This window comes from Lancefieldella parvula DNF00906, assembly GCF_000758945.1.
Lineage (GTDB): Bacteria > Actinomycetota > Coriobacteriia > Coriobacteriales > Atopobiaceae > Lancefieldella > Lancefieldella parvula_C.
In genome coordinates this window covers 14,128-28,131 of record NZ_JRND01000020.1, presented here as the reverse complement: position 1 = coordinate 28,131, position 14,004 = coordinate 14,128, and the positions used below count along the sequence as shown (strand labels likewise).

Here is a 14,004-nt window from a genome sequence, read left to right as displayed (position 1 = left end):
TTTGGGTAGGATACCCTTGTTGTAAGTTATGAGCGCGGACGCGCTTTGAGTAGATTTGAGTAGGAGCAAACATGGCCATTAATCGTGACCTTTTGAATGCAACCCTTGATGTTATTCGCCAGAGCCTTCAGACAGACGGCGGCGACGTTGAGCTTATCGATGTAAGCGATGACGGTACTGTTACCCTTGAGATGACTGGCTCTTGTGCTGGTTGCCCAATGTCTGCATACGACATGTCTGAGGGTATTGAGCGCATCCTGATTGAGCACGTCCCTGGCGTTAAGCGTGTTCAGCCTGCAATGCTGTAAATTGCCGCTCAGCGCCAAAAAGTGAACGTTTGGTGCGTTTTGGCACATAGTTTTATATGCATAAACATGTTTTTTATGCAGAGAAGTTATGAAGAACCATAACTGACCTGCGTATTAACAAATTTTATATATCACGTCCCGCACATTATTGTGTAGGGCGTGATATTTTATATAAACGGATAACTAGGTTTTCTGACCATTCATTTGTATGACGTAAGAAAGGTGGACGTTGTGGTTCTTTCTGATCGCGACATTAAAGCAGAGATTGCTGCTGGTCGTATCGTTATTGAGCCTTTATGCGAGAAAAACGTGCAGCCTGCATCGGTTGACGTATGTCTTGGCTCAAACTTTAGAATCTTCCGCAATTCTACGCACACCTCAATTGATCCACTTGTAGCTCAAGAGGGTCTTACTGAGTCAATTGATGTTCCTGAGGGAGAGGTTTTTGTCCTTCATCCTGGTCAGTTTGCACTTGGCACTACGCTTGAGCGCATTGCTATTCCTGACGATATCCTCGGCAAACTTGAAGGTAAGTCTACCTTGGGTCGCTTAGGCCTTATGATTCACTCAACTGCAGGTTATGTTGATCCAGGTTGGGACGGAGAGCTCACACTGGAGCTTTCTAACGTTGCTAACCTTCCAATCATTTTGCACCCTGGCATGAGGATTGGTCAGCTTTCCTTTGAGCGCATGAGTTCTCCTGTTGAGCGTCCTTATGGCTGCGAAGATCTTGGTAGCCATTATCAGGGCCAGCGTGGTGCAACTCCTTCGCATGTTCTTTCAAAGTAGTTTTAGTAAGTAGGACGTATTGTGTGGCTTGATGCTTTTTATCATTCATTAAACCCAGTAGCGCTTTCACTAGGTCCGCTATCTATCAGGTGGTATGGTCTGGCATATCTGGTGGGCTTTGTGCTTGCTGGCGTAGTTATGTACAGAACTGCTCAGCGCTGGAAACTTAACGTTACCCTTGATGACGTGCTTAATTTGATGGTAGGCATCTCGTTTGGCGTTATTGTTGGCGCCCGTCTGTTCTACGTTATTTTCTACGGTGCAGGCTATTACGTGGCTCATCCACTTGATGCATTTGCTTTAAGCCAAGGCGGTATGAGCTTTCATGGAGGCCTCGTAGGAGCTATTATTGGCGGCTCTATTGTCTGTAAGGCATCAGGTCTTTCTATCCCTACCATCTGTGACCTGGGAGTTATTGGCGCACCACTTGGTCTTTTCTTTGGACGTTGCGCAAACTTCATCAACGGTGAGCTTTGGGGAAAGCCAACTGATCTGCCTTGGGGAGTTATGTTTGAGACAGGAGGAGCGGTTTATCGTCACCCTTCTCAGCTCTACGAAGCACTTCTCGAGGGCCTTGTGATGTTTGCTATTTTGTACATCCTTTCTAGGAAGTGTCCTCCTCGTCCACAAGGAACGTTCATTGGAACGTTTTTGATGCTGTATGGCATTTTTAGGTTTGTCGTGGAATTTGTCCGTGTTCCTGACGAGCAGCTTGGCTATCTCTTTGGCAGCTTTATTACCATGGGACAGTTACTCAGTCTGCCTTTAGTTGTACTTGGAATAGTGGTGCTTGTTATGGCAAGAAGGCTAAACTCACCACAAGTTGGAAGGAATTAGAAGCATGTTTAAAAAGGCGCTCAATAGCCTTTTCTCCATACTTTTAGTGCTTGCGCTCTTACCAGCTCCTGCATTCGCAGAAGCAGCGGGGGAGTTGACTACTACTGTTACTGCAACCTCCTCAACGGAGACTGCTCTTGCTGCTAATGACAGCGCTTCTGGTACCGAAGCTGTTTCTGGTACCGTAGCCGCCACTTCTAGCGCAGTCACAACCTCTGAAGAGACAGGTCCTGGCGTTGCTGCAACCGCTAATGAGACTGACTATCCACACAAAACACTGGACCAGGCAGTAGAAACACTGACCAATTCCTTCTATAAGCCAAAACCTCGTTATGGTGTAGACACTAACCTCAACACTATGGTTGCAGAAGAGCTGCGCCGTATTGGTGCTGGAGAGGTTAACGTTAGAGTGACCTCTGTTCAGATGTCTTCGACAGCTTCATACGCTCATGCAGGTATTTCTACTGATTTTGCAACTAATGGTTCTATTGAGTACTTCTGGATGGATGCTGCTGGCTTTACTAATCAGAGAAGCACTCTTATTCTTCGCCAGGCAAAAGTTACCTTTGAACTTTCCAAGGATGGAAAGACCGTTCAATATACCTGCAATGTTTTAATCCCTTGGGATGAGGCAAAATCTCAGGCACAGCTTGCTGACGTATCTCAAAACCTTGCACCATCATATGCTGCAGGACAAAATGAGTCTTCGGTAACCTCAGACTTTACTCTTCCAAATAAGCTTGTTTCTGCTGATGGGAGCCAGCTTTCATGGTCTAAGGTTACTTGGACCAGTTCAGATACATCTGCTGTTCGTATTGATGGTTATGGTACTGAGCCTTATAAGGCAACAGTTACTCGCGGTATTCGTGACAAGCAGGTAACACTGACTGCAAACGTTTCTTTGAGCAGCTCAGACGCTCCTCAGACAAGCTATCAGAAAACCTTCACCATAACGGTTCCAGGTGACTCTTCGGCTATTGCCGATGCTCAGAATAACCTGTTAAGACGCATTAACAGGCGTTTCTCGGCATCCAGCATTAAAGATGTGTATACCAATCACTCAATTGATGCTCAGGCAGTCACAGACGATCTTCAGATGCCTACGCCAAAGAACTTTGGTTTGGATGGCAAGCGCTATCAGTTTACGTACACGTCCTCTAATGACACCATTAGGTTTAATGGTTATCGAGCAACGGTGTATCAGCCTCTGCCTTCTGCGTCTGCGCAGCAGGTAGACATCACCCTAACTGTTACTGATAAGGAGAATCCTGAGGTAACAGTCTCTAAGACGCTAACGGTTACGGTAAGCCCTCTGAATCAAGCTGACATTGATGCGGAGCTTGCTTTGATGAATGAGTCAAAGGCTCATTTCTGGGACGCTCTTGCTACTCCTTCTGGTCAGCAGGATAAACAGGACAGCGTTTCTGAGTCTCTGGCTACACCAAATAAGTTCTATCGAGCCGCAGACGGTTCTTTGACCTGGTCGTATGACGTAAACAATACCGATAAGACCGCAAGTGGTATTGTGCCTTCCGAGTTCCCAACGTATGACCCCATGGGTCCTGCTGATCAGGCGCGCACCTACAGCTCTTCTCAGCCAACAATCATTCAGAACGAGAACCTTGTTTTAGCACAGACTCCTGAGTACAACACTTCTGTTACGGTTTCGGCACTTCTTTCAAGTGCACGTTATTCTCGCTATGCAAGCTTGTATCCAGACAATGAGCAGTTCCAGGCCCTTACTAATCAGAAGGTTTCTGCCACCTTTACCGTGGCAGGCGAGAAGGGCGCTCGATCTGCAGAGGAAGATCCAGACCCAAGTCAGCTTGTTTCCGTCACCCTTTCTGTAGTGGGTCTTGATAAAGACGGCAAGCCTCAGCATTGGGCTCCTACACAGACTATTGAGGTTCGTAAGGGCACAACTGCTGATAAGGTAACGTACGATTACCTGAAGAATAACGGTCTTACCTACGATGCAGCGGGCGGTTATCTATCTTCTATTACGTCTCCTGCACAGGGTTTGACACTCGCAACAGCTCAGGTTAATGGTGCCTATAAGTGGTGGCAGTTCTTTGTGAACGGCCAGCTTTCGGACAAGATGGCAAATAACGTTGCCTTGGACGAAAACACTACCATTACCTGGACATATGGTGGACAGGATAGCTCCATTCCAACTCCTCAAAAAGAGTTGGTTATCAATCCATTTGCTGAGCACCCTAACTACGATGCATCTTGGAGCGGTTTTGGTAGCGGAAACGGTTCCACTACTACGCAGAGCACCCCAATTAACTCTGCAGCCTTGCGCTGGAGTGTTACTGAGGGAACTCAAAATGCACCAGGATTTATTTCTGACCAGGTCATTGTTAAAGACACTGTCTATTACGTGAGTGGTTCTACTCTCAAAGCAGTTGATGCTGCAACAGGTAACCTTATTGCCGAGGCACAGATTGGCTCTACGGTCTCGTACTTTGCGCGTCCCCTGTACGTTAATGGCATGATTGTTGTTGCTACTGATGATGGCTGTCTTACTGCTTTCTCGGCAACAACTATGGAGTGCATCTGGAAGACAGAACCGCTGGATACTACTAATACGCTGCAATCTGTTTCTAGCCTGACAGTTAATAACGGCACCATCTTGGCAGAGTTTACTAAGATGAGTGGATTTGACGCAGCCGGCGGCTACATGGTTGCTGTTGACGCTACTACTGGTGCGCTTCGCTGGAAGCAGAACGCACAACCTGCAAATACACCTGGTGCCACCTCTGGTCAGCCTTCGGGCTATTACTGGTCTGGTGCTGCTGCTTCTGGCTCTGACTTTATGATTGGTGACGAGTCCTCTTCAGTCAGACTCATTAGTGGTACAACTGGTGCCATTGAAGCTGAGCTTAATCTTGGCTCACCAATCCGCGCAGGTATTGTTCCTGTCTCCGTTGATCAAAACGGCAACGGAACCTACCTTGCCGTAACTAGAAATGACGGCACGCTGCATCTGATTAGAAGAAATGGCTCTTCTCTTGTTGAGGAGAAGCAGGTCAAATTTGCAGCAGAGTCTACCTCTACGCCAACAATCAGCGGCTCTAACGTCTTTGTTAACGGCGTTGATGTCGAGGGCTACGGAACAATCTCCGTCATTTCTCTGGACACCTTTACGGTGACTGACCAGGCTCGTGCTGGCAAGGGTAAGTCTCAGAGCACACCTCTTGTTTCTGTTCAGCAAAACGGCACCTACGCTTACTTCACCGTAAATGGTCTACCTGGCGGTGTATGGGTCTACAAGCTGGGTTCTGGCCGAGCAGCTCAGATTTACACTCCCGATAAAGACCATCAGAACTACACCACGTCGTCGGTTATTGCAGACTTTGAGGGCAATCTTTACTACACCAACGACTCTGGCACGCTCTTCTCGCTTATTAATCAGAAACCTTCTGGCGAGAATACCCAGCCATCTGGAGACATTTTTAGCAGGACAGACACAACGTCTACAAACGTGCCAGCTCAAGATCCTTCATCTCCAGCTGCGCATGAAACTTCCTCGACCACCGCTGCGAGTGCTGGTGAGGAGGTTACAAAGGCTCCATCTGAGAACAAAACTGCAGACACTAACTCTGACGAGAAGCAGCTTCCACCTACTGAATACTCAAATAAGCAGGCCGCTGCCCCACAGCAGGTGTCCTCTGCGCCTACCATTCCACTTCTGAGTGTCTTTGGTTTCTTTGCTTCTGGTGCAGTTCTTGCAGTGTTTGTAGTGTTGCTTAAGAAAGAAACTGCTGCAATTCACCATGTTTCCAATGGCCGAGGCCAGGTGAGATAGTGGTTAAGCTCACAAGAGAATCCAAACGGATTCTCTATTTGGCAGCATCAATAGTATCTTTTGTGTTCATGCTTTTCTTTGCATGGACATTGATTCAGTATTTCTTTACGCCTGCTTCAAGCACTTCTGCTCAAGAAGCTCCTACCGCACAAGGTCAGACGGTAGCAGGTGCTTCTGGCGCGCAAACAGACTCTCAGACGTCACAGACGCAAGGGAGTTCTAGTTCAGACGCTCAATCAAATGCTGATGCGTCTAAAACGCAGGATTCTTCTAATCAGAAAACGTCGGAGCCTTCTAACTCTGGTAACTCAACAAACGCTGTAGCTGCTCCTCATAAAGAGAATAGTGCGCTTTCTGTAAGTGTTACGGTTGACGGCTCTGCAGCCAAAGGGCCTTCATTTACCGTCAACCTCCAGGTGCAAGAGGGTACGTCAGTCTATGACGCGTTGCTTGCAAGTGGAGCCGGGGTAAATGCGCGTAGCACGTCGTTTGGTATATACGTTGCGGCTATTAATGGGCTTGCAGAGCGTGACCACGGTCCACAGAGCGGTTGGGTATATTCAGTTAACGGTGTTCAGCCTAACTACACGTCAGATGCATATGTTCTGCACGACGGCGATTCGGTTGTTTGGACGTACGTTAACGCGGTGAACTAATGAATCCCGCGCGCACAAGCTTTTCTCGTCTTCATCCACTTGCTACGGTTGTGCTGTTTGGATGCGAGGTTGTGCTTGCCGCATTTTCTTTTCAACCTCTCTGTGCGCTGATTGCTTTTCTAGGGGCGCAGCTTTGTACAATCCAGTTGTTTGGCACCAAACATGCTGCTAAACAGCTTGTTTGGTATGCTCCAATTATTATATTGATGGCGATAATCAATCCGTTTTTCTCGGCATCTGGCTCTACCGTTTTGTATTCTTTTGGACACACACAACTGTACGTAGAAAGTCTGGTGTACGGAGTTACCTCAGGTCTGGTGCTTGTAAGTACTTTGAGCTGGCTTGAGTGCCTGTTTGCAGTAGTGTCGCCGCTCGAGATGTTGCAGCGATCAAGTGCGCGCTTTCCAGGATTGCAGCTAGTCTTGAGCCTTTCTGTGCAGCTTATGCCACAGCTACTTTCTGATCTGACAACAGCCCGCCAAATCCAGTCAGCAAATACCGCAGCTAGAAGATGTGATTCTGCCGTACAGTCACATCAGCAAAGCCGTGTTCCAAGTCAAAGCCGTCTGTTGAGCGCGAGAAAAACTATTGCGCAATCAGCTACCACCATTAACGCAGTGTGCATGAGCGCGCTGGAGAAGTCGATAAGTACGTTTCAGTCTATTGTGTCTCGAGGCTGGGGAATGACAGTACGCAGAAGCAGATGGAATACCCAGGTGCTTGATGCCTACGACACCCTGGCTCTGTTGTCGTTTGCTCTCTTAGGCGTCGTAGCAGCAACTTCTTTGTATATGCTTGTCCAAGCTTGGCAGTTTTACCCTACTATGCCAGCGTTTCAACTGAGTTTTTGGTATATGGGGCTGGTGTTATTTGCCGCCTTACCAGTAGTTTTTGTGCGCCTTGATACCGTCTTATGGGAGCAGTCTGTATGAGTGAGTACCCTTCCTACCAGCAGAATTTATCTACGTCTTCAACTAGGGAAGAAGTAATTCTTGCTATTCAGAATCTCTCGTTTGCCTATGCTCTAGCTCCAAACAGCAAGGTCATAGAGGATTTTTCCTGCAAAGTTTATGCAGGTCAGATTAGCCTTTTACTTGGACCAACTGGTTCAGGCAAGTCAACTATCTTGAGCCTCATTAAACCCGAGATTGCGCCTCAGGGTAAACAAGACGGTTCAATTATTGTTTGTGAACAAGAGGTTTCTGCAATGACGCAGGCACAGTCTGTGGATACCATTGCTTTTGTGCCACAAGCCGCCTCGCGTGCACTTGTGTGCGAGACGCCTCTTAAAGAACTTGCTTTTGGCCTGGAAAATCGAGGTGTTTCTGAGAAAGAGATGCGCCGCCGTATTTTTGAAACGGTCAGCTTCTTTGGCATGGAGCCGCTTTTGCATAAACGTAACTGCGAGCTTTCCGGGGGAGAACAGCAGCTAGTGGCCCTTGCTGCAGCGCTTGTCATGCGTCCAAAGCTGCTCTTGCTGGATGAGCCAACTTCGCAGCTGGATCCGTTTGCGCAGAAGAGTTTCACCGCGCTCCTGGAGCGAGTGGCGCGCGAGCTCAACGTTGCCGTGCTTGTTGCCACCCACGACGTTGACGCGTTTGAGCACCTCGCTGACGCGTGTGTCTGCCTTGGTGGAGAGAAACCCGATGCGCTCCAAGCAGATAGCTCTTCTCGCCAGGCGCTCTGTCCTCGCAGCTCCGCGCCCAACCAAGCATCCACCGCGGCCGACAACTCGCCCGTGCTCGAGTTCAGCGCCGTGACGTTTGCGTATCCTCAGAGCGAGCAACTGGTGCTTAACAAGTGCTCACTTGAGGTCGCGGGGCGAGAAATTCGTGCGCTTGTAGGCGGTAACGGCTCAGGTAAGTCAACGCTGCTAAAGCTTGCAGCAGGTATTCTTCGTCCAAGGAGAGGCCGCGTCTACAACCAGCTCCAACAGTCCCAGGGGTATATTCCGCAAAATCCTGAGCTGCTCTTTACCTGCCAAAGTGTGGGCGAGGAACTTGCCCAGTGGCAGCAGAGTGGCGCCTATTCTGACCAGGACATTCAAGACCTTCTGAAAGCTTCGGGACTTCTTGCTCGTACAACATATCAGAAGCTTATGTCTTCTCATCCATACGACTTGTCTGGCGGACAGCAGCAACTTTTGGCGCTGGTAAAAGTGATGCTCACAAAGGCGCGTCTGCTCATTCTTGACGAGCCTACAAAGGGTTTAGATGCTCCGACCAAAGAAGCCGTTATCAACCTGCTCTCTTACGCACAAGCAGAAGGCACGACCATACTAGTAGCAACGCACGACATGCAGTTGATATCGCGCGTTGCTGATAATGTTTCTCTAGTTTTTGATGGCCAGATTTCTCTGACAGAGCCAACTTCAGAGTTCTTTGCAAACTCGTGGGTGTGGTCGGCGAAATAGGCATCTAGAACCTTAAGAAAGGCTCCTCATCCTGGCCAAGCTCCTCAAGAAGCTCATCGTCAAGATCATTGATGTCGCCAAACTCCTCGTGCTCATGCTCCTCTTCATCTTCCTCATGATCGTGAACATGCTCATTGAAGCCGTACGCATTTGCCGTCTCATCATCAAGATCAAGTGTTGGAAGGGCGCTAGTAATGCTGCAAAGGCCAACTCCTGCAGGCATAATCTTTTGCCACTGAGCAATCAGAGGAGTAGTTGGAACTTCTCCCAACTCAACAATGGAATCCAAGAAAATCTCTTTTGCACCATCAAGCAGGTCAGATGTCTTTGCAACCTCAATAAGGTGCTCCGAGAAAAGCTCAAGCGCATGATCTGTGGAGTCTGCCTCAACAATGCAAGGCATAAGACAGTAGTTGTCAGTAGAATCAAGTTCATCGTTATAACTAAAGTTTCCCAGATAGATCATGAGACCTCCTTGTTGTAGTTTCAAATCATCTTATGCCAAAATAAGACAGACCTTCTTGATATTTTTATTTTGACGGTAAGCGTGAGGTTCTCGTGGATAATCGGCACACGTTATCAATTTTTCTAGAGGTTGTAGCACTCTTTGCTACTCCTATTATCCTTGCTGTTGAAATGATATATTTTCCCGATTTTACTGCGGTATCTTCAATTATTTTAGCAATCATTTCAGTTGCATTATTTATGTTAAGTTTTGAGACCCAAGAGCCTTCAGTTGCCAAATTGGTACCCACGGCCGTCTTTAGTGCCTTGGGAGCCGCGGGAAGAATTGCCTTTGCACCGCTCGCATACGTAAAGCCGGTCTCAGCAGTTGCTATCTTTGCTGGAGCGTTTCTCGGAAGACACGCGGGCTTTCTGGTAGGTGCGCTATCTGCGCTTCTCTCCAACGTTTTCTTTGGACAAGGTTCGTGGACTCCGTGGCAGATGTATGCGTGGGGACTTGTTGGCTACCTGGGCGGTCTTCTTACAACCTTTACACCGGCTCATTCTGCAGTCACTAGTAATAAGGCCCTTTCACAAGGCGAGAAACCCCACAAACTTCCACCTTTCCTTCTTATGGCCTGGGCGTTTATCTCCGGACCATTCTTTGGCCTTGTCATGAACGTGTACTTTGTTATTGGATTTGTCCATCCTCTAACCTTCGAGTCCGCTCTTCTTGCGTTTTTAGCTTCTGTTCCGCTTGATCTTACGCATGGAGTAGCAACGCTTATTTTCTTGATTTTGCTTTGGCTCCCTTGGCAAACATCCGTTGACCGAATCCTCACAAAATACAATCTCACTGGTAGAACTTTTAGATAAACCAACTTTTGCCGTCTGCCTAAAATATCTTTCATTTTGCAGCCATTGATCTAGACTTAATCCACTGTCAGCCCCCAGATTCTGGGGGTAAAAATGCCACCTACATCTATCTTTGCAGCAACGGCAAACTCAACACTTGAGTTGCTTGCTCCTACGCGCTGTGTCGTGTGCGAGAAACCCGGTCAGCTCCTCTGCGATGAGTGTCGGGCAAAGCTGCCATGGATTTCTCAGCAATGGGCATGTCCTAATTGCGGTGCTCCGTATGGGAAGCTTGTCTGTTCAGAGTGCGCTGATAAAAAGAAGCGTCCCGTTCAGTGGGAGAGTAGGGCAGTTATTTGTGCCATGGGATTTAAAGGCCCTCCAGCACGGTTGATTTTGACGCTTAAAGACGGCCATGAACTTCGACTAGCGCCGGTAATTGCCGCGGCTATTTTGTGTGCGCTTGAAGAAGCTTCAGCATGGAGTGCTCGTGATGGCACTTCTCGCTTTGATAGTTCAAAAATTGATGGCGTTTGCTTTATTCCGGCAACTGCAGAGGCATACGCGCGCAGAGGCTTTGATCATATGGAGCTGGTAGCTCAATCGTTTTGCCAGCTTACGGGTCTGCCTTTGTATGACGTGCTTATACGTCCACACGCAAAGGATCAAAGAACGCTCTCATCTGCTCAAAGACAAATCAATTTGAAAGGAAGTATTGCTTGTACCGTACCAGTTAACCAATCAAATATTTTACTTTTAGATGATGTGGTAACTACCGGAGCATCAATTAGAGAAGCCACAAGAGTACTTTGTGCCGCAGGCGTGCAATCTGTAACCGTAGGCGCATTAGCTCGCGTATGGTGAGTTACCTATGGTTGCAAACGGCTATACTTGATAAGTCTTTTCAGGTCTGTGGTTGCGAAGTTCTCTGTGAGCTTTTAGTCCATGACAGACGAGGTCAAAGGGATCCACGTAAGTTTGCGTGTGCGCACGTAAACGATCATGGCTCGTCCTAGAAGTAAGCCATACCGCCTGTTATATCAATGAGACAAAGGGTCTCGCAGGCGAGAGAACTATTAGTGGAGCTGCTGCGGTAGCAAAGCAAACGTTCCAGTATGCGAGTGTGGGGTCAAATACCAGGTCAGCTGAAAAGACACCTGTTTAGAAGAAGGAGTTCTGATGACGCGCGTTAAAAGCTCTCTTAAGGTGTTACTTCTTATAGCACTAGCTGTTGTTTTAACAGGATGCTCCATTGGTCCTATCAACATTGATTTGGACAAATGGTTCCACGTCAAGTCGGTGCAAGAGGCAATTCAAGAGAAGCGAGAAGCCCGTCAGCAGAAGATTCCTGATTCCTCATTGCATACTGCTGGCACCCTTACGGTTGGTTTGCGCACGCAGTCAGTAACCGCTCCAATGGTTGTGGCCTCGGAAGGCGGAACTCTGCAAGGAATTGATGTTGAAGTTGCTTCTGCAATTGCAGATCAGTTGGGCGTAGACGTCAAGTTTGTGTCAGTCAATGGTCCAGTTGATGGTCTGCAAGCAGGCTGCGATATTGTCATGGATGTCAGAAGTGGAGAGGATTCAACAAGTACGTTGATTTCTGGCTATGCTGAGTCCACAACAGCGCTTTTCCATAAGGGTTCAGAAACAGACATTACTGCTGATAGTTTGAGTGGAAAGTCCGTTGGCGTTCAAACCGGCTCTTTGTCCGAGCGAGCAATGGGCCAGGTGCTCACCGGTATGTCTGTGCAGGGTTTTTCTAACTTAAACGATGCTTTTGCAGCACTTGAAAATGGCTCTATTGATTATGTGGCCTGTGATGCGTATGCCGGCACCTATCTAGCAGCAAATAAAGATATTTCTATGGTTGGTGTTGTTGATGTCCCTACTACGATTGGCATTTCTGTAGCAACAAGCAATAAGACGCTTGCTACGCAAATTCAACAAGCTCTTTCGGCTATTCAAGCTAATGGAGTAGAGGGAGTTATCAGAAATAAATGGGTTGGCACGTTACCACACCTTTCAACCACCAATAAGATTTCTGGTCTTGTAGAAGTTTCTACGCAATCTACCAGTGCTGATTCAACTACATCTTCCTCTGAGCAAAATTAGTCACGCATAAAGAGAAATAGTCTCTAACCGTTTACCGCTCAATTCAACTTTTTATGGAATGATTGACCGACAAATGGGTATTGTTGTTATACAGACATCAGTTAGAAGATGTCTCGTGTATCCGATAGGAGGCTCCTATGGTGGACATCAAGATTTCGGGACGCAAGGTAAGTATTTCTGAGGCTTTGCGCGCACACATAGACCAGAAAATCGGTGATGCTCTTAAGGTATTTGACATCACTCCTATGTCTTGCGATGTAGTTCTCAGAGTAGACAAAAACCCTTCAAATCCAGATAGAAAGACAGCTGAGGTTACGGTATTTGTTCGTAACAATGTTGTTCGTGTCACCGCCAGCTCTGACGATATGTATGTAGCTATTGATGAAGCGGCAGAAAAAGTCTCCAGGCAGCTGCGTAAGTACAAGACAAAAGTTGTTGAGCGTCGTCATCATGTAAAGTCTGAGCGCGGAGTTGCTCTTACACAAGAAGATCTTGCTAATCTCATTGAGATTCCAGCTGAAGACCTTGATGACCAGCTTGTTCGCGAGAAGTACATTGATCTTGAGCCAATGACAGAAGAGGAGGCGCTTGTCCAAACTGACCTTCTCGGCCATGACTTTTATGTCTTTGTTAATTCTTCCACTGGTTTGACTAATGTCATTTACCATCGTAAAAATGGTGGATACGGAATTATCAAACCCAAGATTGAGGAACCAGATGTTCAATAAAAAAGATAAAGCCGAAGAGGAAATCAGCGAGGTCGCCTTTGAAGACCTTGAGCCTACTGAACTTTCAGCTGCATATCATAAGCCTAGTAACGTTCGAATTATTATGGACTCCTGCGCAGACTTTGCTCCAGGAATTGCTGAGCAGCTAGGTGTTGATATCATCCAGTTCCCTTATGTGGGACCAGATGGAGAGCACTATGACGATGGCTGGAAGAGCATTAGTGCACATGAGTTTTTTGAGGGCATGCGTAAGGATAAAAAGCTACGCTACACCACCTCCGCAATTACTCCTGGTCATTACCTTGAGGTTTTTGAGCGTGCTGCAAAGCAGGGTACACCTACGGTATATCTGTGCTTTACCTCGGCTCTCTCTTCATCGTTCTATGCAGCTGAGCAAGCAGCAGATATGGTAAGAGAGAAATATCCAGACTTTGAGATTTATGTAGTCGACAACGGTGCACCTTCGTCCGCAGCTCAGCTTTTGGGTCTTGAAGCAGTACATCAGGCCAATAAGGGTCTCTCGGCAAAAGAGATTGCTGAGTGGGCCGCCGACGCAAAAAACTATATTCATGGCTACTTAACGCTTGAGACCTTGGATGCACTTGCTGCAGGAGGTCGTATTCCTGCTGCTGCAGCTAACATTGGCGGCAAGCTTGATGTAAAGCCCGAGCTTACCTATGACTCAACCGGAGCTCTTACCGTCAAGACGGTGTGCAGAGGTCGTAAGAAGGCACTTAAGTCTTTGATTCAGGACTTCAGAGATAGCTATTCTCATGACACCTCACTTCCTGTCGGCATCATTTCTGCAGACGCACAAAAGGATGCTAATTGGCTAGAGGCTCAGATTCGTAAAGAGAAGGGCTGTGAGGGACTCACCATTATTCACAGTCAGGTGGGACCAGTTATTGGCGCTCACGTTGGCCCAGGCATGGTAGCTATTGTCTTCTGGGGCACTGACCGCCGCGAGAAGCTTTCGCTTTCTGACCGAATTGCTAACAGGGTTCGTAAATCTAATTAACGGGTACAAGGTATGGGGTCGCTCTTTGGA

General features: G+C 47.6%; 13 protein-coding genes. 12 read left to right on the top strand and 1 reads right to left on the bottom strand.

The annotated features are described in order from the left end of the window. Positions 1 to 71 precede the first annotated feature (71 nt). The 7 genes from HMPREF1647_RS04210 to HMPREF1647_RS04180 all read left to right on the top strand — a co-directional run bounded on the left by HMPREF1647_RS04210 (position 72) and on the right by HMPREF1647_RS04180 (position 8,814). Positions 72 to 308, top strand: a complete 237-nt coding sequence (locus HMPREF1647_RS04210; protein ID WP_035432351.1) for a NifU family protein — start codon at positions 72 to 74, stop codon at positions 306 to 308. A gap of 231 nt (positions 309 to 539) precedes the next feature. Continuing rightward, the gene (gene dcd / locus HMPREF1647_RS04205) at positions 540 to 1,097 is read left to right on the top strand and encodes a dCTP deaminase (protein ID WP_035427834.1); all 558 of its coding nucleotides are present in this window, start codon (positions 540 to 542) and stop codon (positions 1,095 to 1,097) included. A 21-nt stretch (positions 1,098 to 1,118) separates the two neighbouring features. After that, the gene (gene lgt, locus HMPREF1647_RS04200) at positions 1,119 to 1,934 is read left to right on the top strand and encodes a prolipoprotein diacylglyceryl transferase (protein WP_035432349.1); all 816 of its coding nucleotides are present in this window, start codon (positions 1,119 to 1,121) and stop codon (positions 1,932 to 1,934) included. A 4-nt stretch (positions 1,935 to 1,938) separates the two neighbouring features. Beyond that, a complete protein-coding gene (locus HMPREF1647_RS04195; RefSeq protein ID WP_035432347.1) occupies positions 1,939 to 5,745 on the top strand; it encodes an outer membrane protein assembly factor BamB family protein in 3,807 nt (1,268 codons plus the stop codon). Positions 5,746 to 5,813: 68 nt separating this feature from the next. After that, positions 5,814 to 6,401, top strand: coding sequence for a DUF4430 domain-containing protein (locus HMPREF1647_RS06810; protein ID WP_187468921.1), 588 nt, complete (start codon positions 5,814 to 5,816; stop codon positions 6,399 to 6,401). A 71-nt stretch (positions 6,402 to 6,472) separates the two neighbouring features. Beyond that, positions 6,473 to 7,333, top strand: a complete 861-nt coding sequence (locus HMPREF1647_RS04185) for an energy-coupling factor transporter transmembrane component T (protein WP_156095544.1) — start codon at positions 6,473 to 6,475, stop codon at positions 7,331 to 7,333. After that, entirely contained in the window at positions 7,330 to 8,814 is a 1,485-nt protein-coding gene (locus HMPREF1647_RS04180) for an ABC transporter ATP-binding protein (protein WP_052039133.1), read from the top strand. Before HMPREF1647_RS04185 ends, HMPREF1647_RS04180 begins: the two co-directional genes overlap by 4 nt. 4 nt (positions 8,815 to 8,818) lie before the next feature. On the opposite strand, the gene HMPREF1647_RS04175 is transcribed toward HMPREF1647_RS04180, so the two are convergent. Further along, a complete protein-coding gene (locus tag HMPREF1647_RS04175) occupies positions 8,819 to 9,280 on the bottom strand; it encodes a hypothetical protein (RefSeq protein WP_035432342.1) in 462 nt (153 codons plus the stop codon). A 92-nt stretch (positions 9,281 to 9,372) separates the two neighbouring features. Between HMPREF1647_RS04175 and HMPREF1647_RS04170 the strand changes: the two genes are divergently transcribed. The 5 genes from HMPREF1647_RS04170 to HMPREF1647_RS04145 all read left to right on the top strand — a co-directional run bounded on the left by HMPREF1647_RS04170 (position 9,373) and on the right by HMPREF1647_RS04145 (position 13,974). After that, entirely contained in the window at positions 9,373 to 10,134 is a 762-nt protein-coding gene (locus HMPREF1647_RS04170) for an ECF transporter S component (RefSeq protein WP_035432339.1), read from the top strand. Between the two features lie 93 nt (positions 10,135 to 10,227). Further along, a complete protein-coding gene (locus HMPREF1647_RS04165; RefSeq protein ID WP_035432337.1) occupies positions 10,228 to 10,977 on the top strand; it encodes a ComF family protein in 750 nt (249 codons plus the stop codon). 315 nt (positions 10,978 to 11,292) lie between these two features. Continuing rightward, entirely contained in the window at positions 11,293 to 12,228 is a 936-nt protein-coding gene (locus HMPREF1647_RS04155) for a substrate-binding periplasmic protein (RefSeq protein ID WP_052039132.1), read from the top strand. 137 nt (positions 12,229 to 12,365) lie between these two features. Next, positions 12,366 to 12,956, top strand: a complete 591-nt coding sequence (gene hpf / locus HMPREF1647_RS04150; RefSeq protein WP_035432334.1) for a ribosome hibernation-promoting factor, HPF/YfiA family — start codon at positions 12,366 to 12,368, stop codon at positions 12,954 to 12,956. Continuing rightward, positions 12,946 to 13,974 carry a DegV family protein gene (locus HMPREF1647_RS04145; RefSeq protein ID WP_035432332.1) on the top strand — a complete coding sequence of 343 codons (1,029 nt, stop codon included), beginning with the start codon at positions 12,946 to 12,948 and terminating at the stop codon, positions 13,972 to 13,974. The genes hpf and HMPREF1647_RS04145 overlap by 11 nt, the downstream gene beginning before the upstream one ends. Positions 13,975 to 14,004 lie beyond the last annotated feature (30 nt).

Coding starts and splice junctions, on each gene's coding strand:
- HMPREF1647_RS04210 (WP_035432351.1), top strand. CDS start 72: ATGGCCATTAATCGTGACCTTTTGAATGCAACCCTTGATGTTATTCGC.
- HMPREF1647_RS04195 (WP_035432347.1), top strand. CDS start 1,939: ATGTTTAAAAAGGCGCTCAATAGCCTTTTCTCCATACTTTTAGTGCTT.
- HMPREF1647_RS06810 (WP_187468921.1), top strand. CDS start 5,814: ATGCTTTTCTTTGCATGGACATTGATTCAGTATTTCTTTACGCCTGCT.
- HMPREF1647_RS04180 (WP_052039133.1), top strand. CDS start 7,330: ATGAGTGAGTACCCTTCCTACCAGCAGAATTTATCTACGTCTTCAACT.
- HMPREF1647_RS04175 (WP_035432342.1), bottom strand. CDS start 9,280: ATGATCTATCTGGGAAACTTTAGTTATAACGATGAACTTGATTCTACT.
- HMPREF1647_RS04165 (WP_035432337.1), top strand. CDS start 10,228: ATGCCACCTACATCTATCTTTGCAGCAACGGCAAACTCAACACTTGAG.
- HMPREF1647_RS04155 (WP_052039132.1), top strand. CDS start 11,293: ATGACGCGCGTTAAAAGCTCTCTTAAGGTGTTACTTCTTATAGCACTA.
- hpf (WP_035432334.1), top strand. CDS start 12,366: ATGGTGGACATCAAGATTTCGGGACGCAAGGTAAGTATTTCTGAGGCT.
- HMPREF1647_RS04145 (WP_035432332.1), top strand. CDS start 12,946: ATGTTCAATAAAAAAGATAAAGCCGAAGAGGAAATCAGCGAGGTCGCC.